At 67.2% G+C, this 25705-nt stretch carries 17 protein-coding genes and 1 tRNA gene; 9 read left to right on the forward strand and 9 right to left on the reverse strand.

Annotated elements, in window-relative coordinates:
• Window positions 1-484 precede the first annotated feature (484 nt).
• The 6 genes from cysS to KF833_13505 all read left to right on the forward strand — a co-directional run bounded on the left by cysS (window position 485) and on the right by KF833_13505 (window position 5992).
• Window positions 485-1900: a cysteine--tRNA ligase gene (gene cysS, locus KF833_13480; protein MBX3746312.1), complete on the forward strand. Its 1416-nt coding sequence runs from the start codon at window positions 485-487 to the stop codon at window positions 1898-1900.
• Between the two features lie 76 nt (window positions 1901-1976).
• On the forward strand, window positions 1977-2798 hold the full coding sequence (gene proC, locus KF833_13485; protein MBX3746313.1) for a pyrroline-5-carboxylate reductase: 822 nt from the start codon (window positions 1977-1979) through the stop codon (window positions 2796-2798).
• On the forward strand, window positions 2795-4165 hold the full coding sequence (locus KF833_13490) for an AI-2E family transporter (GenBank protein MBX3746314.1): 1371 nt from the start codon (window positions 2795-2797) through the stop codon (window positions 4163-4165). The genes proC and KF833_13490 overlap by 4 nt, the downstream gene beginning before the upstream one ends.
• A 236-nt stretch (window positions 4166-4401) precedes the next feature.
• Window positions 4402-5070 carry a hypothetical protein gene (locus tag KF833_13495; GenBank protein MBX3746315.1) on the forward strand — a complete coding sequence of 223 codons (669 nt, stop codon included), beginning with the start codon at window positions 4402-4404 and terminating at the stop codon, window positions 5068-5070.
• A gap of 113 nt (window positions 5071-5183) precedes the next feature.
• Window positions 5184-5270, forward strand: a tRNA-Leu gene (locus KF833_13500).
• A gap of 83 nt (window positions 5271-5353) precedes the next feature.
• The gene (locus KF833_13505; GenBank protein MBX3746316.1) at window positions 5354-5992 is read left to right on the forward strand and encodes a serine esterase; all 639 of its coding nucleotides are present in this window, start codon (window positions 5354-5356) and stop codon (window positions 5990-5992) included.
• Here the strand turns inward: KF833_13505 and KF833_13510 are convergent.
• From KF833_13510 to KF833_13540, 7 genes are all read right to left on the reverse strand, one after another.
• Window positions 5955-7853: an O-antigen ligase family protein gene (locus KF833_13510; GenBank protein MBX3746317.1), complete on the reverse strand. Its 1899-nt coding sequence runs from the start codon at window positions 7851-7853 to the stop codon at window positions 5955-5957. The two genes, KF833_13505 and KF833_13510, sit on opposite strands and share 38 nt — an antisense overlap.
• 344 nt (window positions 7854-8197) lie before the next feature.
• Window positions 8198-9136, reverse strand: a complete 939-nt coding sequence (locus KF833_13515) for a transketolase (protein MBX3746318.1) — start codon at window positions 9134-9136, stop codon at window positions 8198-8200.
• A gap of 11 nt (window positions 9137-9147) precedes the next feature.
• The gene (locus KF833_13520; GenBank protein ID MBX3746319.1) at window positions 9148-9966 is read right to left on the reverse strand and encodes a transketolase; all 819 of its coding nucleotides are present in this window, start codon (window positions 9964-9966) and stop codon (window positions 9148-9150) included.
• A 41-nt stretch (window positions 9967-10007) separates the two neighbouring features.
• A complete protein-coding gene (locus KF833_13525) occupies window positions 10008-11048 on the reverse strand; it encodes a zinc-binding dehydrogenase (GenBank protein MBX3746320.1) in 1041 nt (346 codons plus the stop codon).
• An 18-nt stretch (window positions 11049-11066) separates the two neighbouring features.
• Window positions 11067-12620, reverse strand: a complete 1554-nt coding sequence (locus KF833_13530) for an adenylyltransferase/cytidyltransferase family protein (GenBank protein ID MBX3746321.1) — start codon at window positions 12618-12620, stop codon at window positions 11067-11069.
• A gap of 27 nt (window positions 12621-12647) precedes the next feature.
• Complete coding sequence (locus tag KF833_13535) at window positions 12648-13688, reverse strand: NAD-dependent epimerase/dehydratase (protein ID MBX3746322.1); 1041 nt, start codon at window positions 13686-13688, stop codon at window positions 12648-12650.
• A gap of 10 nt (window positions 13689-13698) precedes the next feature.
• A complete protein-coding gene (locus KF833_13540) occupies window positions 13699-14700 on the reverse strand; it encodes a GDP-mannose 4,6-dehydratase (protein MBX3746323.1) in 1002 nt (333 codons plus the stop codon).
• A gap of 751 nt (window positions 14701-15451) precedes the next feature.
• Here KF833_13540 and KF833_13545 point away from each other — a divergent pair.
• The 3 genes from KF833_13545 (at window position 15452) to KF833_13555 (ending at window position 20339) form a co-directional block, all read left to right on the forward strand.
• Window positions 15452-17050: an arylsulfatase gene (locus tag KF833_13545; GenBank protein ID MBX3746324.1), complete on the forward strand. Its 1599-nt coding sequence runs from the start codon at window positions 15452-15454 to the stop codon at window positions 17048-17050.
• 270 nt (window positions 17051-17320) lie between these two features.
• Entirely contained in the window at window positions 17321-17944 is a 624-nt protein-coding gene (locus KF833_13550; GenBank protein MBX3746325.1) for a sigma-70 family RNA polymerase sigma factor, read from the forward strand.
• Complete coding sequence (locus tag KF833_13555) at window positions 17934-20339, forward strand: serine/threonine protein kinase (protein MBX3746326.1); 2406 nt, start codon at window positions 17934-17936, stop codon at window positions 20337-20339. Before KF833_13550 ends, KF833_13555 begins: the two co-directional genes overlap by 11 nt.
• 22 nt (window positions 20340-20361) lie before the next feature.
• On the opposite strand, the gene KF833_13560 is transcribed toward KF833_13555, so the two are convergent.
• Window positions 20362-24003, reverse strand: a complete 3642-nt coding sequence (locus tag KF833_13560; GenBank protein MBX3746327.1) for a hypothetical protein — start codon at window positions 24001-24003, stop codon at window positions 20362-20364.
• A 157-nt stretch (window positions 24004-24160) separates the two neighbouring features.
• Window positions 24161-25636 carry a sulfatase gene (locus KF833_13565; GenBank protein MBX3746328.1) on the reverse strand — a complete coding sequence of 492 codons (1476 nt, stop codon included), beginning with the start codon at window positions 25634-25636 and terminating at the stop codon, window positions 24161-24163.
• Between the last annotated feature and the right edge of the window lie 69 nt (window positions 25637-25705).

A 25705-nucleotide genomic window follows, 5' to 3' on the forward strand; every position in this document is an offset into this window, starting at 1 on the left:
ACGCAAGAGCGGCGCGCGGATCATTCGAGGCGCCCCCATCCCGGGACTTAGCGTGCTGCGGGATCTTCGAGTGGATGCGGTGGGGTAAGGTGCCGCACGTGAAGCTCATTCACCGATAATATCCGCAAGTCGCAGGAGATGCTCTATCGGATGGACTGCGCCTGAGGCACAAGGCTGAAGGCGTTGCGGGTGCGCGGAGCCAATACCTGGATCCAATCGAGTTTCCGCCAGCAGTCGAAGCGCCGGCAGAGGCCGTTCTTGAGCAGGATCCATCCACAAAGTCTGCCAACCCGATCTCCGTGAGCGAAGGCGTCGCAGGCTCATGCTGGCGATCCGCGGGCGTGAGCCAAACAGCATACATGGGCTGATGATACATCAACAAGATAGTCATCCGTAAGTGCGTGTCTTTGATGCTCGCCAAGGATTCGAGCCTCCCGCGTTGCCCTCCCTCCCGCCATTGCGGCAGCCTCCAACTCACGCCGCCATGGCCCTTCAACTCTTCAATACCCTCTCCAGACGCATCGAACCCTTCGCCCCTTGGGACCCCTCCCAACGCCGCGTCCGGATGTACTGCTGCGGACCAACCGTCCACGATTACGCCCACATCGGCAATTTCCGCACCTTCGTCCTCGCCGACCTCCTGCGACGCCACCTCGAAGCCTCCGACTGGCAGGTCAACCACGTCATGAACGTCACCGACGTGGAGGACAAGATCATCCGTCGCGTCCGCGAATCAGGCCTTCCCCTCGCCGACTTCACCCGTCCTCTGGAGAGGGCCTTCTTCGAGGACCACCACGCCCTCAACTGCCTCCCCCCACACCACTCCCCACGCGCCACCGAACACATCCCCGACATCATCGCCCTCATCTCCCGCCTCATGGAACGAGGCCTCGCCTACCGCGCCCCCGACGGCTCCGTCTATTTCAGCATCGCCCACTACACCTCCTGCGGCCATCGCTACGGCCAACTCCTCCCCCTCAACCTCGACCAACTTCGCCCCGGCGATCGCGTCCGCTCCGACGAATACGCCAAGGAATCGGTCTCCGACTTCGCCCTCTGGAAGGCCCGCGTTCCCGACGATGGGCAGGTCTACTGGCCCAGTCCCTGGGGCGAAGGACGTCCCGGATGGCACATCGAGTGCAGCGCCATGAGCATGAAACTCCTCGGCCCCAGCTTCGATCTCCACCTCGGTGGCGAGGACCTGGTCTTCCCCCACCACGAGGACGAGATCGCCCAAAGCGAGGGGGCCGCCTGGCACAATTCCGGGGAATGCTTCGTGAAACACTGGGTCCACGGCGCCTTCCTCCTTGTGGAGGGCAGGAAGATGAGCAAATCCCTCGGCAACTACTTCACCCTTCGCGACCTCCTTGCCCGGGGCTTTTCCGGCCGCGAAGTCCGCTATCTCCTCCTCACCGCCCATTACCGCGAATCCTTCAACTTTACCCTCGATGGCCTCACCGGTGCCCGGGCCGCCCTCGGCCGGATCGACGAATGCCTCGCCAAACTTACCGAACGAGCCGCCAGCCACACCGCCCCGCCCGATCCCGACCTCCTCGAACCCTTCCGATCCGCCCTCGACGACGACCTCAATGTTTCCGCGGCCTGGGCCGCTGTCTTCGACTGGATCCGCCACGTCAACCGGTTGATGGCCGCTCGGCAGCTGCCCCCCAAGTCCGCCGCCGCTGCCCTCGCCGCGTGGCGCCATGTCGCGAATACCTTCGGCCTCCAACCCCCGCCCGAAGCCGATGCCCCCCAGGAAATCCAAGCCCTGGCCGACGCCCGCGAAACTGCCCGGCGCGCTCGCGACTTCGCCCGGGCCGATGCCCTTCGCGAGGAACTCCGCTCCCGTGGTTGGACCATCGAGGACACCCCCAAGGGCCGCAAACTCAAACCACTCTGATCCCCATCGCCCCGTTGCCCCACCACGCCTTTGCGCTTCCGCCCCACCACGCCCGTTGCTACACCAACCCCGCATCATGGCCGAATCCCCATCCATCGGCTTCCTCGGCGCCGGCCGCATGGCCACCGCCCTCGCCCTGGGCTTCCTCCGTGCCCAGCTCGTCCGCGTCGAAAACCTCCACGCCAGCGATCTCGAACCTGCCGCCCGCGACCAGTTCGCTCGCACCACAGGCGCCACCACCACCGCCGACAACTTCGAAATCGCCCGGGCCTCCACACTCCTCGTCGCCGTCAAACCCACCCAGGTCGCCCAACTCCTCCGTGAACTCCGGCCCTCCCTTTCCCCAAGCCACCTCGTCGTCTCCATCGCTGCCGGCATCCCCCTCGCCCAACTCGAAGCCTCCGTCCCCCCCGGCGTCCGGGTCGCCCGCGTCATGCCCAATACCCCGGCCCTCCTGGGCGCCTCCGCCACCGCCTACTCGCTGGGCGCCCAATGCTCCCCCGAGGATGCCCACTGGATCCAGCGTCTCTTCGACGCCGTCGGAATCGCATTTCCCCTCCCCGAACCCCTTCTCGATGCCGTCACCGGCCTCAGCGGCAGCGGCCCGGCCTATGGCTACCTCATGATCGAGGCCCTCAGCGACGGCGGCGTCGCCGCCGGCCTCCCCCGGGACGTCGCCACCCGCCTTGCCGCCCAAACCCTCCTCGGCGCCGCCCGGATGGTCCTCGAAACCGGCCTCCATCCGGGTGCCCTCAAGGATCAGGTGGCCAGCCCTGGCGGCACCACCATCGAAGGCCTCCACGAACTTGAACGTGCCGGGCTCCGTGCCGGCCTCATCAACGCCGTCCGCGCCGCAGCCGACAAATCCCGCCGCCTGGGCCAGCGGGACCAGCCGTGAACTTCCCCGCCCCCACCCCCCGTCAGGGCCAGCTCATCTGGTTCGCCATCACCATGCTGGCGGTGACCCTCACCGTCGCCATCGTCGGTGCCGTGCTCTGGGGCCTCGGACGCGCCCTCGTTGTCCTTTCTCCCGTCCTCTGGCCCATCGCCGTCGCCGGCATTGTCGCCTTCATCCTCGATCCCGTCGTCGAATGGTTCATCCGCAAGGGGATCCCCCGCCTCCGCGCCATTCTCCTCGTCTTCAGCGTCGCCGTCATCGCCTTCCTTGGCGTCGCCGCCAGCATCGTCCCCCGCGTCGTCGTCGAAGCGCGCGACCTCGCCCGCCAAATCCCCGGCTATGTCGGCCGAGCCCAGGCGAAAATGGAGAAGTGGATCAACAAACCTCCCACCCCGCTCCTCCGTCTCCTCCCCCTCCCCTGGCGCGACGATCCCACCAACGCAACCCCCGCCTCCCTCACCTCCACCAACGAATCCGCCCACCCGGACTCCCCACCCTCCGAGGATGCCGCCGAGAACGACGACCCCCCCCTCCTTTCACTCCTGGGCCTTGGCGGCACTCCCTCTGACAACGCCGCCCCGTCGGCCACCGATCCCCCTTGGTGGATCAAGGCCCTCGACCCCAACGCCCTCCGCACCGCCGGCGGCTGGCTCGCCACCATCCTCCCCGATGTCGGACGCTGGCTCATCGGCCAGCTCGGAAAGGTCGCCTCCTGGATCGGCGTTCTCGTTGGCCTCGCCCTCATCCCCATCTACACGTTCTTCTTCCTCCTCGAAAAAAGCAGCATCGAACGGCAGTGGACCCGGTACGTTCCCCTCGCGGATTCGCAGTTCAAAGACGAGATCGTCTGGCTCCTCCGCAACATCAACGACGCCCTCATCGTATTCTTCCGAGGCCAGGTGCTCGTCGCCATTTGCGACGGCGTCATGTACACCATCGGCTTTCTCATCATCGGCCTCCCCTACGCCCTCCTCCTTGGCCTCGTCGCCACCGTCCTCACCATCGTGCCCTTCCTCGGCGCCATCGTGACCTGCGTCTCCGCCCTCATCATCGCCTTTGTGCAATTCGGTGACTGGCAGCATCCCCTCCTCGTCCTCGTGGTCTTCTGCATCGTCCAGACCATCGAGGGCTGGATCGTCCAGCCCAAGATCATCGGCGACCGCGTCGGCCTGCACCCGGTGACCATCATCATCGCCCTTCTTGTCGGCACCACCCTCATGGGTGGCCTCCTCGGAGGTCTCCTGGCCATCCCCGCCACCGCCGTGCTCCGGGCCCTGCTGTTCCGCTATGTCTGGCACAAGCGCATCGCCGAACCCGCATCCACCCTCTCCCCCGAGCCGACGGCCCGGGAAATTTCCTCAGCATGAACGGTTGCCCGCTCCCCGCGCCCTGTGCCAGCCTCTTCCCCCGAAAGCGCAAGCGGACCGGCTTCAAGGAAAGCCGGATCGGCGGATTCATGAGGGTTTCCGGGGGTCCCGGAGGTCACCATGCGATTCCTCAGATCCCAACTCATTCCGAGAAAACCGGTTGACAGCTTCCGCGGCGAGCATTACTACGCTCGCGGACTGGGTGGTGAACCAAAACTGCGTGTAGAACTCGGAACATGAAAAACCTCGCTTTGATTCTTGTATTTGCGGCCCTCTCGCTCGGCGCGACGACCGTCAGCGCCAAGGAAATGCCGGCCCCCCGCGTGACGGTGGATGCCCTCAACGGTGTCTCGGCGGCAGAATTGCCGGCCACCGCCGTCAAAATTGTCTCAACCGCTCCCCAGCAGTCCCGCGCTGCTGTCGTCGGCATCGTCATGCGCAAGGTTGCCCGGACCCACCCTGCGGCCATCCACCATGTCGTTGCTGCCATCGCCAAGGCGGAACCCAGCCTCGCCACCACGGCCGCCGCCGCGGCTGCCCGGGCGAATCCTGAAAACGTCAGCTTGATCGCCGCCTCCGCCTGCAGCGCCGCCCCCGAACGGGCCGCCGAAATCCTCGCGGTCTGCTCCCGGTTGACGACCACCTCGTCTTCCTCGCTCGCTCAGGAAGTGGCCTTTGCTCATCCCAGCGTGTTCTCCGCGACCACTCTCGCCCAGGACGCCGCCGCGCTCGAAATCACCTCCGATGCCGTCGTGGCTCGGGGCGGTACGGTCATCAGCGGGTTGATTCCCCCCGGCTCCATCGGTCAGACCATTGCCGGAAGCAAGGTCACCCTCCCGCCCAAGGCCGTCGGTCCCGGCCGTCCTGGCTTCGACCCCGATCGGTACGGCGCCGCCGGGAACTAAGATCCTTCCGAATCCCTCAAAGCCCGTCTCCCCTGCGGAGACGGGCTTTTTCTTGCCGGCATCCCATTCCTTCGTGCACCCTTTCACCTCTTCCGCGGCCCCGGGTGGAGATTGCCGACGTGGCGGAATTGGCAGACGCGCTAGACTCAAAATCTGGTACCCGCAAGGGTGTGTGGGTTCGATCCCCTCCGTCGGCACCATCCGGGCTCTCGCTCGCGCAGGGGTTTTCCCCCTGTCCCCCGCAGGGTTGCCGTCCCGTACACCCCTTTGCCACTCTCTTCCCATGCTCGATTCGCTCCCGATCCCAGCCACGGACAAGGATTCCCGCTGGCTCATGATCGTGCTCCATGGCCTCGGAGACAGCCTAGCCGGCTATCGATGGCTGCCCGATGCCTTGGCCCTCCCTTGGCTCCATTACCGACTGGTCAACGCCCCAGACCACTATTTCGGCGGCTACTCGTGGTACGACTTCGCCGGCGATCCCGGTCCGGGAGTCGAACGTAGCGCCCGGCTCCTCTTCGAACTTCTTGAAGACTCCGAGCGGCAGGGCTTCCCACCGGACCAAACCATCCTCTTCGGGTTCTCCCAAGGCTGCCTCATGACCATCGAGGTGGCCCTCCGCTACCCAAGGACCCTCGCCGGGGCCGTCGGCATCAGCGGCTATGTCCACGAACCCGAACGTCTCCTCCAACGCCGCTCCCCCGCCGCTCCATCCCAACGCTTCCTCCTCACCCATGGAACCGCCGACCCCCTCCTGCCCATCGAACCCGTCCGGCGTCAGATGCGACAACTCCAGGAAGCGGGCATTCGCGTGGCCTGGCATGAGTTCCCCAAGGAACACACCATCGCCGGCGAAGAGGAAATCTCGCTGATCCGAAACTTCGTCACCGGCCTGCGCCCGGCTCCATCCCCCGTCGCATGAGGACCGCCTCCCGCTCGTCCAGCACACGAAGGTAGTCCATCGCCGGCTCGTACGGTGGCCATCCCTGTTCCGTCGAAAGGGTGAACCACCGCCTGGCCTCCGCCAGATTGCCCTTCTGCATCTCGTGCCAGCCCATGTAGAAGCTCGTGATCCTCCCTTCCGGATCCAGCTCCCGGGCCGCCTGGTAATACCCCGCAGCACGGTCCGGCTCTCCCAGCCAGTCCAGGCACATCCCGGCCCGGTGCCGAAAGACCGGCTCGAACGGATTCAACCGCGCCGCCACTTCGAACCACTCCAGCGCCCGCTGCCCCCACTGCCGGAACTCCCCTTCCCCCGTAAAGCTCCGCAATCGGTACGCCTCCGCCAATCGATACGCGGTCCACGCATTCCTGGAGTCGATCCGCCAGGCCGCCTCCAAGTCGGCCACCTGCCCATCCGATGCCGGAATCGCCCGCTGGGCCCTCTCCAAATGCCGCGTCTCCCGCCCCCGTTGCACCAGATCCCAACCCAGCAACCCGGTCAGCGGCAAAATCAGCCCCAGGGACACCGCCCATCGCCACGGCCACCGCGACGAGACCCACCAGTCGTCTGTCGCGTACCGGAAGTACCCCGTCAACAACCCCATCCATAGCACCGCCACCATCGCGTTGGCGGGGATATGCCAGTTGAAGTCGGCCAGACTGTGCGCGGCCAGGGCTGCCAAACCGCCGCTCGCGCCCAGGACAAACGCGTACCGCCCGCTGCGCTTCACCTCGAGATCCCCGGGATCCCGCCGCACCTGCCGCAGGGTCCGCACCACTCCGTATCCCAGCAATACCAGCGGCACCGCCAAGACCGTCACCCCAAGCACCCCCCAGTCCGCCAAGGCATCCAGGTAATCGTTGTGCGCCCGCTCCGGCTCCCCATGCACCCATCGCGTCCGGTACGCCTTGAATCGCTCCGAGAAATGCGCCGGCCCCACCCCAAACCAGGGATGGTCCTGCCACATCCCCACGGCTGCCCGCCAGATGTGCGGACGGGAGTTCCGTGCCGTCGGTTCCAGATCCTGAGACTGCGCCACCCGCCCCTGAATCCAGTGGCTGCGCATCGCCACCGCTCCAATTCCCACCACGATCACCGCAACGCTCACCACGGCGGCCCGCCGGTAATCCCGATGCCGTGACAGCGCCAACAACACCAGCCCCACCCCGACCGACGCCGCCGCCCATCCGCCCCTCGAAAGGCTCAGCGCCAGCCCCGCCATCATCGCCAGCGCCGCGTACCCCAGCAAAACCCGCCCCACCGGCTTCATCCGCCCCGCAATCACCGTCCCGATCGCCACCGGCAGCAGAAGGGCAAGTAACCCGGCGAAATGATTCGGGTTCATGTATGTCCCGCTGGCCCTCCGGACGTAGTCCGCACTGCGTTCGAATCCCCACACCGCGTTGGCCCCGGTCGCGAACTGCCACGCCCCGTAAAAGCAAAGCAGCGTCGCCAACCCCGCCAGGAACCACGCCAGACCCTGCGCGACACTCTGCCGGTTCAAATTGTTCACCGCCACGAAGTAGAGGGCCGTGTAGGTCGCAATGCGCATGCCCTCTCCCCATGCCACGTATGCCACATCCGCCACCGCCGTCCGCCACACCGCCCACAGCCCGAATCCCAACACCCCCCAGCACACCGGAGGCCAAAGCAGACGATGGTCGCGCACCGTCCAGATCCGCACGCCCCACAACAACAGGGCCAGCGCCATCAACCCCTCGATCCAAAGGAACTCCCCGATCCGCACCCCGCCAAACGCGAGGACGGCCAATCCGATCGCCGCCCCCACCAACACCGCGATCCACCGCTCCAGCCGTTCATCCCAGCGTTCCGAATCCATGGAAGTCCCAGCCTATCGACCAACCCCCATGGGCTACACGCGAAATCCTGCCCGCCTCCGCCCGCCCGTGCTTCCCGGAATTGTGGGTAGAGGTGCGAACTCCGCCAAGCGGCGCTTCGGAGGGCCGAGTTCCACGAGGCCGCAACGGTGTGGAGCGTTGGGTTGAGGACTCGCGGAGCTCGTCCCTCCGATTCGCTGGCTCGTTACCGACAACTTGGGGATGCACCTGCCGCCCGCCCCCGCCGCCGGAAACCCACCCAGCCCAAAAACGCCCTCAACTTCGTGCATAGGCACGCCGAATCCGTCGATTTGCCGCAACCCCCGCATCGCCCCGCACTCCAGTCTCATCGCGTTACCCCTTCCAGCGCGGCCCGGATGGCCGTCGTGATCGCCGGGATCGTCAGCCCAAAATGCTCCCGCGCCCCCTCCTGCTCACAGGTCCGGTGCAGAAACGCATCCGCTGTCCCAAACCGCAACAGGCGTGCCCGGATCCCGACCCCGCCGCGGTCCGCCAGCCACTCCGACACCGCTCCTCCCAAGCCGCCCAGCACACTGTGCTCTTCGATGGTCGCCACCACCCGCACCCGCCCAAACACCTCCCTCAGCAGATCCTCATCCAGGGGCTTCACCGTGTGGAAACTCGCCACGCCGGCGTCCACTCCCTCTTCCGCCAGACGCCCGGTCACCTCCACCGCCAACGGCAGAATCGTCCCCGCCGCCAGCACCATGACCTCCGCCCCTTCGCGCAACCGGATCGCCCGCCCGATCTCGAACCCCGGCCGTGCCGCATGGACCGCCGGTTCCCCCTTCTTCCCGATGCGCAGATACACGGGACCGGGGTGACGCAACGCCGCCTCCAATCCCGCCCGCACCTCCCACGGATCCCCCGGCGCCACCACCGCGAGTTCCGGCAGCAACCGCAGCATCCCCATCTCCTCGCAGGAATGATGGGTCGCCCCCAGCGACGCATACGACAACCCCGACCCTGTTCCGACAAGCACCACCGGCGCATGGTGGTAGCAGAGGTCCACCCGGATCTGTTCGAGGCACCGGTAGGTGAGAAACGGCGCAATGGTGTAGCAGACAGGGCGCAATCCGCTCAACGCCATCCCGGCCGCCATCCCGATCATGTTGGCCTCGGCCACACCGCAATTGAAAAACCGGCCCGGACACCGCGCCTTCATCTCGTCGAACAGCCGGTTCCCGATGTCGCCGCTCAACAGCACCACCCGCTCATCCTCGAGCGCCAGCCGCGTGATCTCCTGGGCAAAGGCGTTGCGCATTCCCGTTCCTTTCAATCCGCCAATCCCAACTGCCGCCGCGCCTCCGCCACCTCCCCGGACTTCGGAATCCGGTAGTGCCAGTTGTTGTCGTCCTCCATGAACGACACGCCCTTGCCCTTGACCGTGTGCGCCACCACCGCCACCGGACGTCCGCTCCCATCCGGCACCTCCCCCAACGCCCCGACCAGCGCCTTCAGATCGTGGCCGTCCACATCCCGGGCCCTCCAGCCGAACGCCTCCCACTTGGCCCGCAAATCCGCCAGCGCCATCACTTCATTGCTCCGGCCGGTCGCCTGCCACTTGTTGTAATCAATCACCACCGCCAGCCGGTCCAGTCCCTGCGCCGGCGCGAACAGCGCCGCCTCCCACACCGTCCCCTCGTTGCACTCCCCGTCGCTCAGGCACACGAACACCCGCCCCGGCCGGCCGCTCAGCCGGTTGGCCAGCGCCATCCCCAGCCCCACCGGCAACCCGTGCCCCAGCGAACCCGTCGCCAGTTCCACCCCGGGCGCGCATCCCGGCGCCGGTTGCTCCGCCAGCGGCGCCCCCTCCCCCGCAAAGGTCTCCAGCCATCCGGTCGGAAAGAAACCCCGCCGCGCCAGCACCGCATACAGCGCCATCGCCGCATGCCCCTTGCTCAAAATGAACCGGTCCCGCGCCGGATCGGTGGGACGCGCCGGATCGATCCGCAGCACCCTCCCGTACAACCCCACCAGGATGTCCACACACGACAACGCCGAACCCAGATGCGGCGTCCCCGCCCGGTGCGACATGGCCACCACGTCACCCCGCACCTCGCGCGCCAGCCGCGCCAGTTCCTCCATCGTCATCGCGGCCGCCACCGGCGCCGCCTCCTCGCGTTGCAGGTCCGTCATGAGGTTCGAAAATCGATCAGGCCATGCACCACCTCGCCCGCCCGCATCCGGCCGATCAACTCATTGACCTCCCCGATCGGCCCCCGATCCGTGACCATGGCACGCGGATCAAACCGTCCACCGCGCATCATCCTCAGGTACCGCGGGATGTCCTCCGCCGGCTGGCTGTCCCCCCCGTGCGAGCCCGTCAGCCGCTGGCCGAAATGCAGCGGCAGGGTGTTCAATGTCATCCGCCGGTCATGCGCCATCACCCCCACCCCCACACAGCGCCCCCGCGGGCCCAGCAATCCCATGGCCTGCTCCAGCACCGACGGCTGCCCCGTCCCGTCCACCACCACATCCGCCGCCGCGCCGTCCAGAATCCCCCGCACCGCCGCCCCCAGGTCCTCCCGCCCGGCATGCACCGTGTGCGTTGCCCCGTACCGACGCGCCATCTCCAGCTTGGGATCGTGCAGATCCACCGCAATCACCGGATGGGCGCCGGCCAGTCCGGCCCCGAGCACGATACCCAGCCCGATGCCGCCGCACCCCACCACCACCACCGATTCCCCCAGGCGCACCCGGGCGTCGTTGTGAATCACCCCGAATCCCGTGGTCAACGTGTCCGCCAACAGGGCGCACACCTCGAAATCCGTGTCCGGCGGCACCCCCGTCAGCCGGTTCTCCGACACCACCGCCAGCCGCTGAAACGTCGTGATCGGCCCCGCGTTCACCGCCTTGCCCCGCCACCCATAAACCGACCCCCGCGCCTCGATGCCCCGCCCCGGGCGCCAGTGCAACACCACCCGGTCGCCCGCCCGCACCTGACGCACCTCCGGCCCCGTCTCCAGCACCACGCCGCCCCCCTCATGCCCCAGGAGATGAGGCAAATACCGGTCCGGCCCCTTCACCCCGTCGATCTCCCCCAGTTGGGAACCGCAAATCCGGCTGACCTGGATGTCCACCAGCACCTGCCCGAAGCCAGGCGCCGGCACCTCCACCTCATCCACCACGAGAGGCTGGCGTTGCTCCACAAGAATGGCGGCGACGGTCTTCATGCGTTGCGCGGTCCGCGTTCAGCAATCCAACAACGACATGCCTCCCCGGACCAGCACCGGTTTCGAAATCGGATGGGCATTCCCCGGAATCCGCACCGCCTGCGCCCCCGCGAGCTGACCGAGAAAGGTCGCCAGATCCAGCGGCAGCCCACGCGCCGCCGCCAGTCCCGCCACCGAGAAGAACGCATCCCCCGCCCCCACCGGATCCACCACATCCGTCTCCAGCGGCGGACACACACAACCCTCCTCCCCGTCGCGCAACCCCAGCGTCTCCACCGGCCCGCGCGTCAGCCACGCATACCGGGCACCCAACCGCTCCTTCAAACCCCGGAGTTCCTGCTGGAAATCCACCCGCCGTTGCCCCGCCGCCAGCAGCAACTCCTGCTCGTCCAGCGCAAAGACATCCGCCCGCCGGTACTGTCGCGGCAGCACATTGAACCCGTGATTGCTGCTGTTGGTCTGGCAGTTCAACACCAGCAGCGGCGCCCGCTCCTCCACCATCCGGCGCAACCGCTCCGTCATCAGACCGTGCCCGAAATCAAGCAGCAGGACCGCGTCGCAATTCCCGCACGCCTCGCGAAACCCCGCTTCAAACCGTTCCAGCACCGCCTCGGCCGGCGGCTCGGGATCAAGGTAGTTCACCGCAAACAGCTTGCTCACCTCCTCCCCCTCACCCCGGGGTTCCACGAACCGCTCCTTCACAATCGTCGTGTACCCGGGATCCCGCACCACCAGGTCCTCGCCCGTCCCCACCAGACCTCGCAACGCGCCCTCCACCCACGGCTCCGTCCCCACCACGCTCAGAAACCGGACCTTCGAGGTGAACTGCCGGACGTGCCGGAACGCCGCCAGCGCCCCCCCGCCGTGCGTCTCGCTCCCCAGAAATCGCCCCGACATCACCCGGCTCTTCGAGGTCAATCCCTGCACCCGCACTTGCGCGTACCGGTCAAAAATGGTCTCGCCCACCACCAGCACCCGCAGGCCGGCCAGGCTCTCGACCGCCTCCCCCAGCGTCTTGCGCGTGTACCGCGTTGCCAGCCCCCGGCAGAACGCCCGCACCGGGGCCCCCAGATGCTCGAAATAATGGTTCAGCAGCCGCGTCGAGCCCGCCTTGATCCCACCCGTGAAGCGCACCTCGCCCCCGCACCGCTCCACCGCCCGCATCTCCTCCTGCAACGCCCCGGAATCGTCGTGCTCCGCATCCTCGTATTCCTTCCCCTTGCAGTAGATGTCCGGCCGGATCGCCTCGATCGCCGGCACCGCGCTCGGAAACGGCGACAGCACCACGTGATCGACACACGACAGCGCCGCCAGGCTCCCCAACCGCAGGCGCTCGTCGAAATACGGCCTCCCCGGCCCCTTCTGCACATGGGCGTCCGCCGTGACGCTTACCACCAGCACATCGCCCATCGCCCGCGCCCCCTCCAGATGCGTCACATGCCCGGGATGGATCAGGTCGAAGATTCCGTGCGACTGCACCACCCGCCGCCCCGCCGCCCGCAGCGCCGCCATCCGCTCCGGAACCGCCTCGAACGGGATCCACTTGCCCGGTGCCACCGCGTCCGCATCCATATCGTCGCAACCTTCCGCGCCCCGTCCCTACCGGGCAAAATACCGGTACGCGGCGGCACTCCGGGTCATCTTCATGAACTTCATGTTGTAGTGTTCCGGCGCGTCCACGTCCGGAAAAGCCCCTCCCTCGAGCACCCGCCTCAGTTGCCCGACCTCCTCCCGGATCGAACTCACCGGCCGGTACCCCAGCACGTCCCGGATCTTCGCCGACGAGATGTGGTAGTCCCGCTTGTCCAGCGTGTCGGTCACCCGGATCTCGACATGGAGGTCCGCCAGCTCCGCCTGAATCGTTCGCGCAATCTCGATCACTTTCAGGTTCTCGAACCCGAAATTGAACGTCCGCCCGTTGATCCGCGCCGCCTCGATCTCCAACAGCTCGCCATAGAGCCGGATCGCGTCGGTCATGCCCACGTTCGGACGTCGCTGCTCCCCCCCATGGACCGTGATCACCCGCTTGCGCACGGCGTCCGCCGTCAGCTTGTTCACCGTCAGGTCGAACCGTTGCCGCGGTGAATACCCGCAGATCGTCGCCGGCCGGACGTTCACGGCGCAGAAGTCCGGCGAGGACGCCGCCACCACCAGCCACTCCGAGAGCATCTTGTACCTGGAATAGAAAGTCAGCGGCTCCGGCTCGAGTTCCTCGGTCACATCGGGCACATCCTTGATCCCGAACACGCTGCTCGAAGACCCATTGATGAACCGCTGCACCCCCGCCGCCCGCGCCCGCGCCAGCAGCATCCCCACCGCGTCGAAGTTCACCTGCCGCGTCAGCACCTCGTCCACATCCCCCGTCGGGTCGTTCGAGATCGCCCCCAGGTGGATCACCGCATCCACCCCCGCCAGCGCCCGATCGACCGCGTCCGGATCCCGCAGATCCCCCTCGACAAGTTCGAACCGCTCGCGCCATTCCGGGTAGGACCCATCCCGTTCGAGCGCCTCCAGCCCGGCCCTTGTGTACAGCATCAGGTCCAGGACCCGCACCCGGTATCCCAGTTGAAGCAGATGCGGCGTCAGTCGGCTCCCGACATACCCGAATCCGCCGGTGACCAATACGTGCTTTGCCATCATGAAAAGGGGCCTACGGCTTGTGCTGGTACTCCAGCGGTTGCCCTCGCAGGGCGTCCAGGTGCCGGTCCACCCAGGCGATCGTCTCGTCCACCCCGGTCTCGAAGGAAATCGTGTCCTCCCAACCCAGCGTCGTCCGCGCCTTGCCGCTGTCCAGCAGGTACGCCGCATCCTTCCCCGGACGATCCCCCACCACGTCCACCACCTCGTCGAACGCCACCCCCATCTTCCGGCACACCGTCTCGACCACCTGCCGGATCGAATGCGTCACCCGTGTGGACAAATGGTACACCTCCCCTGGCCGCCCCTCCCGCGCCACCCGCAACGTCCCTTCCGATACATCCCGGATATGAATGAACGACCGCACCGAATGCCCGCCTCCATGCAACTGCAACCGGCGCCCCAGGCGGATATAGAGGATCGTCCGTGGCACAATCCGGTACAATTGCTGGCCCGGCCCGAACACGTTCGCCGCCCGCGTGAACACCACCGGGAACCCGTAATTCCGGAAGAACGTCATCAAATGCAGATCGCACCCCGCCCGCGAAGCCGCGTACGGCGTGCTCGGATTCATCGGAGCGTCCTCCGTCACGTTCCCCGCGCAACTCCCGTACACCTCCGGCGTCGAGACGTGCACATAGCGCCGGATGAACCCGAACCTCCGGATCCGTTCGTGCAACCGCACGTTTGCCAGGATGTTTGTCCGGTACCAGTCCTCCGGTTGCAGCCAGCTCTCCGCCACCATGCTCTGCGCCGCGAAGTTGACCACGTAGTCCGGCCGGAACCCCTCGATCCGTTCCACGATCCGGTCCGTGTCCCGATTCAGATCCAGCGCTTCGAACTCGAACCGCTCCACCGCCCCCCCTTCCTTCCCCCAACGGTACGGCAAAAACGCCGGGTGCGGCTCCGGCGAACGGCTCACCCCCACAACCGCCGCCCCCGCCCCCAGCGCGTGCGCCACAAAACTCGCCCCTGAAAAGGAGTTGCTTCCCAGTACCAGAATGCGTTCAGCCATACGTGGACGGATCCTCCGGGCCGGCCCTCAGTCCGCCGGCGATCGTCCCCCGCCTCGGAGAACCCGGCCCGCGAGGGGACGCAGGGTACGGACCCCCCCCCGCCAGTCCAAGCCGAATCCCCGAATCCTTGGCGCGTGTTCCGGCGTGAGAAGGGTTGATGGCCCCTGGGACAGGAGGGTTCGGGACGGGTCGTGCCGCCAGCACGGAGAGGGTGCCGCGAAGCGCGCGACCCCATCGAGTCAAGCGGTCTCGACAATAAGACAGGCATAATGCAATTGACCAAATCGCATATAACAGGCCTGGCATATCTTGTTGACGATCCGCAACCAGATCACCACCGGTAAGGTAATTAAATAGCCTGGCTGGTTACTCTTGACGGGTCGGCAACCCAGCCAACCCAGCCAACCCGGCCATCCGCCGCGGTCGGCTGGGGCTCTTGGGAGCGCCAGATGGGGGACTGAAGCAAGTGGCGTCAACAGCAATAGGCCTGCCTTTTTATATCATGGTCATGGCCCTGGATCGGCGTATCGGCTTCGTCGCAACGGCCTCGCGGCTTGCATCCCGGGAGCAGGCCCATCGAGGGTTCACCCGAAACATCGGCAGAACCATGAGCGCCCTACCACGTCGTCATGGGCCCCAGACCCGCCTCTCGGAAATTGTTGGGCCCTATCACAATCATCGCGCCCGAAGATGATCGTACCCCCTCACGCTCCCCCGCCTTGCCGTCTCAGGGCGTCTCGTCGCCTGCCGATGGCCGTGCTGATGTTGTTCCTCCTCGTGGGAGCCACGGCCACCGGAGCACCAATACCTGGCGCCCCGCCGCCCAACGTCGTCGTCATACTCGCTGACGACCTGGGCTGGAGCGATCTCGGTTGCTACGGTGGCGAGATCGCCACGCCCCACCTCGACGGACTGGCCCGGCACGGACTCCGCTTCACCCAGTTCTACAATTCCGGACGCTGCTGGCCGACCCGCGCCGCCCTCCTGACCGGCTATTATCCGCAGCAGATCCGTCGCGACGCCGTCCCCGGCATCCCAGGGGGCGGTCAGGGACGTCGCCCGGACTGGGCTCCACTCCTTCCCCAGTTGCTGCGTCCCCTCGGCTACCGTTCCTATCACTCGGGCAAATGGCACATTGACGGGCCGCGACTCCAAGGCGGGTTCGACCGGTCCTACAGCGTCGAGGACCACGACCGCTTCTTCCATCCCCGCCACCACTTCGCCGACGATCAGCGCCTGCCGCCCATCGAACCGGACACCGGATTCCTGGTGACCACCGCCATTGCGGACCACGCCGTCCGCCATCTTCAGGAACACGCCCGCGAACATCCGGACCGCCCCTTCTTTCAGTACCTGTGCTTCACCTCCCCGCACTTTCCTCTCCACGCCCCGGCCGAAGACATCGCGCCCTATATCCACCGGTACCAGGTGGGTTGGGATGTCATCCGCGAGGAACGATGGCGTCGCGGCCGCAGCCTCGGACTGGGTCGCCATCCCCTCTCGTCACTCGAACCGAACGTCGGCCCGCCCTACCACTTTCCCGATGCCCTGATCCAGCTCGGTGCCGGCGAGGTCAACCGCCCCGTTCCCTGGATCGATCTCGACGCCGTCCAGCGCTCCTTCCAGGCGACCAAGATGGCCATTCATGCCGCCATGATCGATCGCATGGATCGCGAAATCGGCCGCGTCCTCGATCAACTCCGCACCATGGGCGCCTGGAACAACACCCTGATCCTCTTCCTCTCGGACAACGGCGCCAGCGCCGAGATCATGGTCCGAGGGGACGGACACGATCCTGCGGCCGCGCCCGGTTCGGCCGCGTCGTACCTATGTCTCGGCCCCGGATGGTCCAGCGCCGCCAACACCCCGTTCCGTCGGCACAAGATCTGGGCCCACGAAGGCGGCATTGCCACGCCCCTGATCGTCCACTGGCCCGACGGCATCCGTGCCCGCAATCGGTTCCGTCGCAGCCCAGGCCATGTCATCGACATCCCGCCCACCCTCATGGAACTGGCGGGGGGAACCTGGCCATCCGAACGTGCTGCTGAGGCGGGGCTCCTGCCCCCGGGCCAAAGCCTCGTTCCGGCCTTCCGCCGCGATGTCATACTGGCCCGCGACCCGCTGTGGTGGCTGCATGAGGGCCACCGCGCGCTCCGGGTCGGCGACTGGAAGATCGTCGCCGCCCGCGACGAACCGTGGGAACTCTACGACCTCCGCGCCGACCGATCCGAGACCCGCAATCTCGCAACCCGCCACCCCGACCGTGTCGAGGCCATGGCGGCCGAATGGCAACGCCTCGCCGATCGCCACTTCGCCGCCGCCCGTGAATCCTCGGGGTCAGATCTCTGAATTTGACATTTCACCCGCGGGCCGGGCGCACGAACACCCCGCCCGGCCCCCATCGGTACCCGCCCCTTCGATCCGAAGCGCGCGAAGCGTCGCCTCGGAGGGCCGGGTTCCACGGGGCTGCAACGGTGTGGAGCGTTGGGTTGAGGACTCGCAGAGCTCGTCCCTCCGATTCGCTGACTCCTCACTCACAACACCGGGATGCACCGCCGGGGCGGGTACGGGTACGTCTGGAACTTGCCATCGCCGGGCGGTTGATTTATGCCAGCGCTCATGGTCAGAGATGTGCCGACCCGGCGTTCGTTGCTGTTGCGCCTCCGGGACGGGAAGGACCAGGAGGCTTGGGCCGGGTTTGTGGAGATCTACACGCCCGCGATCTATGGATTCTGCCGGCGTCGAGGGCTTCGGGAGGCGGACGCGGCGGATGTGACGCAGGACGTGTTGCGGGCGCTGGCGGGGGCGTTGCCGCGGTTCGAGTACGATCCGGAACGAAGCCGGTTCCGGCAGTGGCTGTACACGGTGGTTCGCAGCAAGCTGAACAACTTCCTCTCGGCCCAGGCGCGGCGGCCGCGGCTGGCCGGTGAGACGACGCTGGCCCGGCTGGAAGGACGTCCACCGGAGGAGGGTTCGGAGGAGGACTGGCAGCGGGAGCATCGGGAGCAGTTGGTGCGCTGGGCGGCCGCCCGGATCCGCCCGGAGTTCAAGGCCGTGACCTGGGACGCCTTTTGGCGGACGGCGGTGGTTGGCGAGCCGGCGGAGCGGGTGGCGGGCGATCTGTCGTTGAGTCTGAACGCGGTCTATATCGCGCGTTCGCGGGTGATCCGTCGCCTGAAGCGGACGATCGATACGCTGGGGGATGTCCTGGATGGAACAGGGGAGTGGGACCATGGGGGATGAGTGTCCGGCGCGATCCCGGATCGAGGCGCTGGCCGGGGACCTTTTGTCGGAGGGGGAGGAGGCCGCACTGACCGCGCACGTGGAGACTTGCGAGGCCTGCGCAGGGGTTCTGGAGTCCGTGGCCCGATCCGGGTGGGAGGGGATGGACGTGCGATGCCTGGCGTTCGAAGCCGGGGTTGCCGACCCGGGCGGAACGGTCGCCGCATTGATTCGATGCGCGCAGTTGGGGGCATGGGACAGCCCGGTGGATGTGGAGGCCCTCGTGATGTCCGCGCTGGATCGGCCTTCGGGTCCCGGGATGCTGGGGCGGTGGGCCGGGTATGAGGTGATCGAGGTGTCGGGACGCGGGGGCATGGGGATGGTCTTCAAGGCGCGCGATCCCACGCTGAACCGGTGGGTTGCCTTGAAGGTGACGGTTCCGCTGGAGGAGGCGGGCCAGGGGAGGGCGTCGGAGGCGTTCCTGGACGAGGCCCGGGCGGTGGCGGCGATCCGGCATGATCATGTGGCGGAACTCCACACCGCGGGCCGGGAGCACGGGTTGCTCCATCTGGTCATGCCCTTCTATGCGGAGGGTTCGTTGGAGGGTTGGATCGGGCGTTCGCCCTCCCTGCCGGTTCCCGACACGGCGCGCATCGGGAAGCAACTGGCCCGGGCGCTGGCGGCGACCCACGCACGCGGCGTGCTGCACCGGGACCTGAAGCCGTCGAATGTGCTCCTCGATGGCGGCATTCACCATGTGCGTCTGGCGGACTTCGGACTGGCGCAGACGGGGGGCAGGGAGGTGCCGGGAACGTGGGGGCGGGTTGTCGGCACGCCGCAGTTCGTGGCTCCGGAAACGGCGGCGGGAGGGGCCTATGACGTGCGCAGCGATCTCTTCGGACTTGGGGCGCTGCTCTACCTGCTGGCCGCCGGGAAATGGCCCCGGCGCGGCGACACGATCGGGGAGGTGCTCCGGGCCGCCGCGTCGGACCCGATTCCACCCGTGCGCGCGTCGAACCCGAAGCTTCCGCCGGCCTTCGCGAGCATCGTGGACCGGCTGGTGGCCTTTCGCCCCGAGGATCGGTTCGTCAGCGCCGACGCCGTGGTGGTGGCGCTGGAACGATTCGAGCGGACGGCCCGCGAGGGGCGAAGGGTCCTGCCCGGCCTTGGCTGGGCCGCGGGGCTGCTGCTGCTTGCCGCCGCTGCCGTGCTCTGGCTCGACGCCCTCGGCCGCACGGCGGTCGTGAACGCGTGGCTCTGCCACCTTCGAGGCGACGGGTATCACGTGCGCGGGCAGTTCGGAAGCCATGCCCGACTGGCGGACGCTGTCGGGGCCTGCCGGGATGGCGGGGTGGTGGAGGTGCGTTTCGATGGAGAGCGGCACACGGATGGGTTCCGGGTTGGGGACCGGTCGGTGACCCTGCGTGCCGCGCGGGGCTTTGTGCCGGTGCTGGTCGCGACGAACCGATACGAGCCGCTGATCCTCGCCGATGGCCCTTTGACCCTGGAGGGATTGACCCTGGCGGCGCGCGCCGACCGGATGGATCCGGGGCCGCTCATCCTGGTGGAGCATGCGTCCCTGCACCTGCTGAACTGCCGGTTGATGCGGACCCCCGGCGATGCGGAGGATGTCCTTGTACGTGGGGGGAGAAGGGTGCCGCCCGAGGACAATACGCGAACCTACCGTCCCCTGGTCCTGTTGACCTCGGGGAGCATGGCACACCTGAAGAACTGCCTGCTGCTGGGGGTTCACGCGACGGGGATCGGCCTGGGTGCGGGGCAAGGGACCCTTCGGGTCGAGATCGAGAATTCGATCCTTGTGATCCATCGCGCCCTGGCGGTTCGACCGGACGCTGACGGGGGAGCGCGGATTGAATCCCGGGGCAGCGTCTTTGTGACGGCGACGCTTCTGGACCTGTGGCATGCACCCCGGCATGGGGAGTTCTCGGTCCTGTGGAGGGATTCCCTGGTGGACCGGACCGGAGGGATGCTGTTGCGCTGGAATCGGGCCCAGGGGCATCCGGCGCTGGAACGATTGAACTGGCGGGAGACGAACATGGTGTACGCAGGCGTGGGACACTTTGCGAGCGAACGGCGGCGAGGCGAGGCCGGGGCGGAGGAGCCCTGGCACCGGCTCCCGAGCGTCCCTCAGGGCGGCCACCGGGTCACGGATCGGGGCGTGTTCGACTCCGTCCTGCATCGGTCGAGCCGTCGCCTTCAGGCCGTCGATCTGGACCTCGACGGCGCCTGGGTTGCGGCGGAGGTCATGCAGGCCTGGGATGCCACCTGGATCGGGGAGGGGTCATCCTTCGAGCGGTTTCGCAAGGACGCGGCGTACCCGGCCTGGCTCGATCGGGTGGGCGCGACGGTGACGGACTGGAATCGGAGCCGCCGCCACGCGCCCCTGGCGCCATGAGACCCCGTCGTCACCGGGGGCATCAGCGTGCCGCCGCCCGGAAGAATCGATGCGCGAGGACGTCGGCAGGCACGCGGATCTCGACGCGTTCGGTTGCCGGATCGAGCGCCACGACCGTCTCGCCGAGACCGGAGACAGGAGCCCAGGTTAGCAGATCGTCGCTGGCCTGGATCTCGACGCCCCAGGACCTCGCGTAAGGGGCACGGGTAAAGGAGATGATCGCGGCGATGGAACCCTCCGACTCCGCGAGCGTGACTGCGAAGATGGGCGTGCTTTCAGGGATCTTGGGGTCTCTTCCGAAGTACGCCTCGAATCGGTCGCTCAGACCGTCGCCGTCCGAGTCGCCTTCGGGGGAACTGCCCTCGGGCAGGTGATGGTAGGCCGCCCAGGTTTCGTAGGCATGGATCTCGGGCAGCGGGACAAACTCGACCGGGAAACGGGTGGGATTCGGTCCGGCGTTCGGGGCGGTGCCGGCGGGTTGGGAAGTGAGCGCCAGTTCCTGCGGCGTGTAGGCGAGGGGACCGTGGTGGTTGCCGACATAGACCTTCCGTCCGTCGGGAAACACGGGGGACGGAGGGAGGTTGAACGAGGAGAGTACCTGGTATTCGTGGGTGGCGGAGGCGTGATAGACCCAGGGCTGGAGGAAGAGACTCCGGAATCCGGTGTTGGGCGCGAAGCGCATCAGGCCTTCCCAGGGCAGCTTGAGCAGGATCGGGATGGTCTGGCCGGTCTGCCCCGCCAGGGCGAAGGGGGAATGCGTGTGACCCACCACCGCGAAGCCGTCGCCCGCGTCGGCAAGGTCGAGGAACGGATTGGAACCTGGAGCATCCACGACCGAGTAGAACCGCACTCCGAGATTCCCGGTGAGGCCCATGACCCATCCGGTGACGTCCGCTCCGAGGCCGGACGCGCCACAGGCGATCAGGCCGTCGGGAGTCCACCTCAGTCCATGCACCGCATCGTAGGGGGATCGACCCGCGTAGGGGAGCAGGTCCGGCCAGTCGGGGTCGTCCCCGACGCTCACATGGTCGAGCAGGGCACCCTGGGGGGAGAATCGGGCGAAGACGTTGGAAGGGCGATCCAGAGTGACGGGGCGGGAAGAGGCTCCGGCGGCGTAGATCGTTCCGTCAGGGGCTTCGACGATGGCGTTGAACCGCATGCCCCAGCGGGCCGGGCAGACAGTGGCCCATCGAACCGCGCCGGTTTGCGAATCCACCTTCATGACCATCCCCCCGGCGAGCGCCAGCTTCAGGATATTGCCGGGTTCCGGGGAGCCGGTGGTGGGCGGCGGGACATCGCCCCTGCCGAAGCCGCACAGCAGGATGTGCCCATCCGCGGCCAGGGTCATGCCGAGCGCTTCGTCGTCGTGCGGGTTGGAGTAGTAACGAGCCCAGACCGGCTGGCCTTCGGCGTCGAGTTTGATCAACGCGGGGTCACTCGTGGTGACGGTCGTATGGGTCACGCTGCCGGCCACGTAGTACTCCGGTTGACCGGAGTCGTCGGCTCCCACCGTCACGGCTTCGATGGTGAAGCGGGGAACCTGGCTGTAGGCGGTGGCCCAGAGCCGGTTGCCGTGGCCGTCGTAGCGGGCGAACACGATGTTCAATCCCTCCGTCCCGGCGGTGAAGAACGAGCCATCGGGGAGCGGGGTGGCCTTGTGGATGGTGGGGACCGGGTGGGTGTCGAGGATCCAACGCAAGTCGCCCGTGGGCGAGAAACGGGCCAGCATCGAGTAGGCATTGTAGCCGCCGGCGATGATGTCCCCGCCGCCGTCCGGCACGGCGAACACGAAGGCGTTGCGGAACCCCTGGAAGTTCGGGCGCGACTGGAACAATCGTCCCCACCGGACACCCTCGCCGGTCCGGGGTCCGAAGGGGCGGGTCGAAACCGGGGCGGCGAGGCGCGCCCCACCCGTCAAGGGGCCGCCTGCGTCGCGGTGAAACAGGTCGAACCGATGGATCGAGGCGGTCGAATCCACCAACCGGATTTCGGCGAACTCGAGCAGTTCCAGATCGATGGCGAAGTTCCCGACCAGTTCCAGCCCGAGGTCCACGGCCCACCATGGGTCCTCGATCGGCGCCAGGCGGTAGTCATTTTCAAGCCGGATGCCGAGGGACGGCCCCGCCTGAATGGCGATGCCCGACCCGGCGGCGATCTCGAGACCCACATCGAGCTGCGTCCAGAAACCCACCGTGGCCGCCAGTTCGTCGAACACGGTCGGGTCGGACACACGGACCGGAACGAACTCCGTGATCGGGCGGTAGAAGAAACCCTCTGTCGTGTCGGTGACGAGACTGCGGTCGTAGCCCATTTCCATGCCGACCGTGAAGGCGCTCTGCAACGGGAGGACGAGGCGGGACGGGACGTTTGCCTCGACCCCGGCGGTCAGGCGGAGCACGGGTTTCACCGACACCGGCACGCCCCCGAGGTTGAAGGTCACGGCCGGGATGTCATCGATCTCGAACAGCGTTATCGAGGAGCCGTCGGAGGCTTCCTCCGAGTCGTCCCCGGGTTCGCCACACTCGATGAGCAGGTTAAAAACCACGCCGGCATCGACCTGAGCCAGCACGCGCTCGACGCGAAAGTCCCGGATCTTGAGCTCAAGGCGAAGCCCCGACTGGCGAAAGAGCCATTCGCCGCTCAGCGTGACGCGCCCGCCGATGGGCACCTCGTTGAAATGCCACGGACGGGCGAACATCCCGTTCAGGTCGGCAAGCCGTCCGTCGCGCGGGTTCTCCTCGGTGGCGATGAGCCTCGCTTCTGCATGGCGCTCGGATTGTTCCCTGCGGGTGTGGGTCTTTTCGGGGTCCGGCTTGTACGGATCGCGCAACGGGTGGACGTACGCATCCAGGGGCGTGCCCACCAGGGTCGCGCTGCGGATCACCTCCAGGAGCAGCATCCGCCGGCCCACGACCCGGATCTGGTCGTCCTCCACGGTCACGCTTCCGACCCGGAACGGCACATAGTCGGCCAGGGTGGTCAGGGTGTCGTCGGGGGCTGTCCCCGAAACGATGTTGGTCCGGGCGAGGGGATGGACCGACAGGTTCTCCACCAGAAGGTCGCCCGGTTGCAGGGAAAGCAGGAAGGGCGTGGTGTTGGTGAACACGAGCCTGATCTCCGTCCGTTCCGCGTCGGCCCATTCCGCGGGGTATCGCCAGGCTCGTTCCGTGTCGGCATCGATGCCCCTGGGTGGATGCACATAGATCCACATCTCGCTGCCGGTCGTGCGGAAGGCCTCGCCTGCAAGCATGGCGGCCCGGACGGCGCCCGCCTGCTCCGACGGCACGGCGATGACAACGGGATCGGAATCAGCCGGGCTGGCCGAGGCGCCCGGACCCAGCATCCCGTTGAATCGGAGTTCCTGGGTCAGGACCTCGACCCGCACCCCGGCGATCTCGTCGCGGACCGATACCGTCACGTTCTCCCAGGTGGATTCCCCGACAATCCGAACCCCGGCCCGGGCCTCCATGCGGATCCGTCCGTCGGCCATTGGCGCCTCCGACAGCACGACGATGCCCTCCACGAGGATCTCCGGGGGGGATTTCACGGGGGTTGAAAGTCCCGGGGCCATGGAATCGGCCGCCGAGGCAGTCCACCCGCCCTGAATGGCGAGCACCCCGAGCACCATGAAGAACGTCCAGGGCCAGTTCCGAATCAGGTTCATACCCCCATGGAAACCGGTCTCCCCGGAAAACCTTTCACGACGCCCGTGGCATCGGGTGGAACCCAGCCTCCTCTCTAGGCCGTGGCTACGGCCAAGGGTCGGATCTTTGAATTTGACCCATCAACCACGCCCCCGGGCAAAGGTGTCATTGTCAGAATCAAAGATCCGACCCCGATGCCGCTGCCGCCTCCTCGTCCGATCGCAAGCCCAACCGCGCTGCCAGGGACCGCACCACGTCCGGCCGCTCTTCCACATGGTTTCGGGTCTCCTCCGGATCGTCCTGATAGTCGAACAGCTCGTAATGACGGGCCCGCCCCCCATCGGCCCCATGCGCAATGAGCCGCCAGCGGTCCGTCCGTATCGTTCGCTGGCCGCCGGTCCAATACCCACGCGCGGGCTTCGCCGATGGCGCCTCGGGATCGTTCAACTGAGCCACCAGACTGTGCCCATCGAGTCCGTCCGGCACCGGAATTCCGCACAACCCGGCGAGCGTCGGATACAGATCCACGGTCTCGACGATCGCGTCGCTGGGCAGGCCCGGCCGGGATAGTCCCGGAGTGCGAAGGATCAGAGGGGCGCGCAAGGCGTGTTCGTACAGGCAGTGCTTTCCCCAAATGGCGTGTTCTCCGAGCAGGAACCCATGGTCGCTCCAGACCACCACCACCGTGGACGCCTCGAGATCCAGTCGTCGCAGGGCTTCCAGCACCCGCCCCACCTGCGCATCCACATAACTCACGCTCGCCGCATAGGCCCGCCGCGTCGCCCGGGCATAGTCCCCATCCGTCTCCGGATCCCTTCCCGGCGGGTGCCCATAGTTCCCCCGAAACTCCCCGCTCCGATGCCACCCCGACGGCCATGCGGGCCGGGCCGCCGCCTCGGGTGAAAGCTCTGCCACCCCACCCGCGTGCAGATCGTGCCATGCCTTCGGAACGGCGAACGGCAGATGCGGCTTGAAGAATCCCACGGCGAAAAACCAGGGCCCCTTCTCCGCTGCCAGCCGCTCCAGCGTCGCCACCGCTTCCGTCGCCACCCAGGCGTCCGGATAGGCCTCATCGGGACCCTCGTGCGCCTCCCAGGCCGGCGACACGCCCGCTCGCCGCGCCGCCCCGTTGGCATACCCGTGCATCATGGCCAGGGGCGTCTGCCATGGCCCCTCGGGCACCCACGCCCGGTCCCACGCCCCCGGCAGTTCTTCGGGCCCGACCGCCCAATCCGCACCAGTCCGTCCCCCAGGAAAATGCGTCAGCTTCCCCAAGGCCAGGGTCCGATACCCCGCCCCCCGAAACCGCGCCGGAAGCGAATCCCCGGCCCACGCACCGTGTGTGTCACGTATGGCGTGGTTGCCCAAATGCGCCGGCTCCGTCGGATACCGCCCCCGCCACAGTACGCCCCGCGACGCCCCGCAGGTGGGAACCTGCACGTAATGCCTCCGAAACAACCGGCCCGTCGCAGCAAGCCTGTCCAGATGCGGCGTCCGTGCGTGGGCCACTCCGAACACCCCGAGATCGTTCCGCAAATCGTCAATGGCGACGAACAGGACATTCGGCCGCACCGCTCCCGGCCCGGAGTCCGCCGCCCCTCCGGGCAGGCCAGCAAGGACCAACACCCCGAGACAACCCAGAATCACTCTCATCGTGTGGATGCCCGCACGGTGCCGGATGGTTCCCGCCCGGGAAAGCCCGCTCGTTCCAAATCCTCCCGG

The organism is Verrucomicrobiia bacterium, assembly GCA_019634625.1.
Taxonomy (GTDB): domain Bacteria; phylum Verrucomicrobiota; class Verrucomicrobiia; order Limisphaerales; family CAIMTB01; genus CAIMTB01.

Coding starts and splice junctions, on each gene's coding strand:
- cysS (MBX3746312.1), top strand. CDS start 485: ATGGCCCTTCAACTCTTCAATACCCTCTCCAGACGCATCGAACCCTTC.
- proC (MBX3746313.1), top strand. CDS start 1,977: ATGGCCGAATCCCCATCCATCGGCTTCCTCGGCGCCGGCCGCATGGCC.
- KF833_13495 (MBX3746315.1), top strand. CDS start 4,402: ATGAAAAACCTCGCTTTGATTCTTGTATTTGCGGCCCTCTCGCTCGGC.
- KF833_13505 (MBX3746316.1), top strand. CDS start 5,354: ATGCTCGATTCGCTCCCGATCCCAGCCACGGACAAGGATTCCCGCTGG.
- KF833_13510 (MBX3746317.1), bottom strand. CDS start 7,853: ATGGATTCGGAACGCTGGGATGAACGGCTGGAGCGGTGGATCGCGGTG.
- KF833_13515 (MBX3746318.1), bottom strand. CDS start 9,136: ATGCGCAACGCCTTTGCCCAGGAGATCACGCGGCTGGCGCTCGAGGAT.
- KF833_13520 (MBX3746319.1), bottom strand. CDS start 9,966: ATGACGATGGAGGAACTGGCGCGGCTGGCGCGCGAGGTGCGGGGTGAC.
- KF833_13525 (MBX3746320.1), bottom strand. CDS start 11,048: ATGAAGACCGTCGCCGCCATTCTTGTGGAGCAACGCCAGCCTCTCGTG.
- KF833_13530 (MBX3746321.1), bottom strand. CDS start 12,620: ATGGATGCGGACGCGGTGGCACCGGGCAAGTGGATCCCGTTCGAGGCG.
- KF833_13535 (MBX3746322.1), bottom strand. CDS start 13,688: ATGATGGCAAAGCACGTATTGGTCACCGGCGGATTCGGGTATGTCGGG.
- KF833_13540 (MBX3746323.1), bottom strand. CDS start 14,700: ATGGCTGAACGCATTCTGGTACTGGGAAGCAACTCCTTTTCAGGGGCG.
- KF833_13545 (MBX3746324.1), top strand. CDS start 15,452: ATGGCCGTGCTGATGTTGTTCCTCCTCGTGGGAGCCACGGCCACCGGA.
- KF833_13550 (MBX3746325.1), top strand. CDS start 17,321: ATGGTCAGAGATGTGCCGACCCGGCGTTCGTTGCTGTTGCGCCTCCGG.
- KF833_13555 (MBX3746326.1), top strand. CDS start 17,934: ATGGGGGATGAGTGTCCGGCGCGATCCCGGATCGAGGCGCTGGCCGGG.
- KF833_13560 (MBX3746327.1), bottom strand. CDS start 24,003: ATGAACCTGATTCGGAACTGGCCCTGGACGTTCTTCATGGTGCTCGGG.
- KF833_13565 (MBX3746328.1), bottom strand. CDS start 25,636: ATGAGAGTGATTCTGGGTTGTCTCGGGGTGTTGGTCCTTGCTGGCCTG.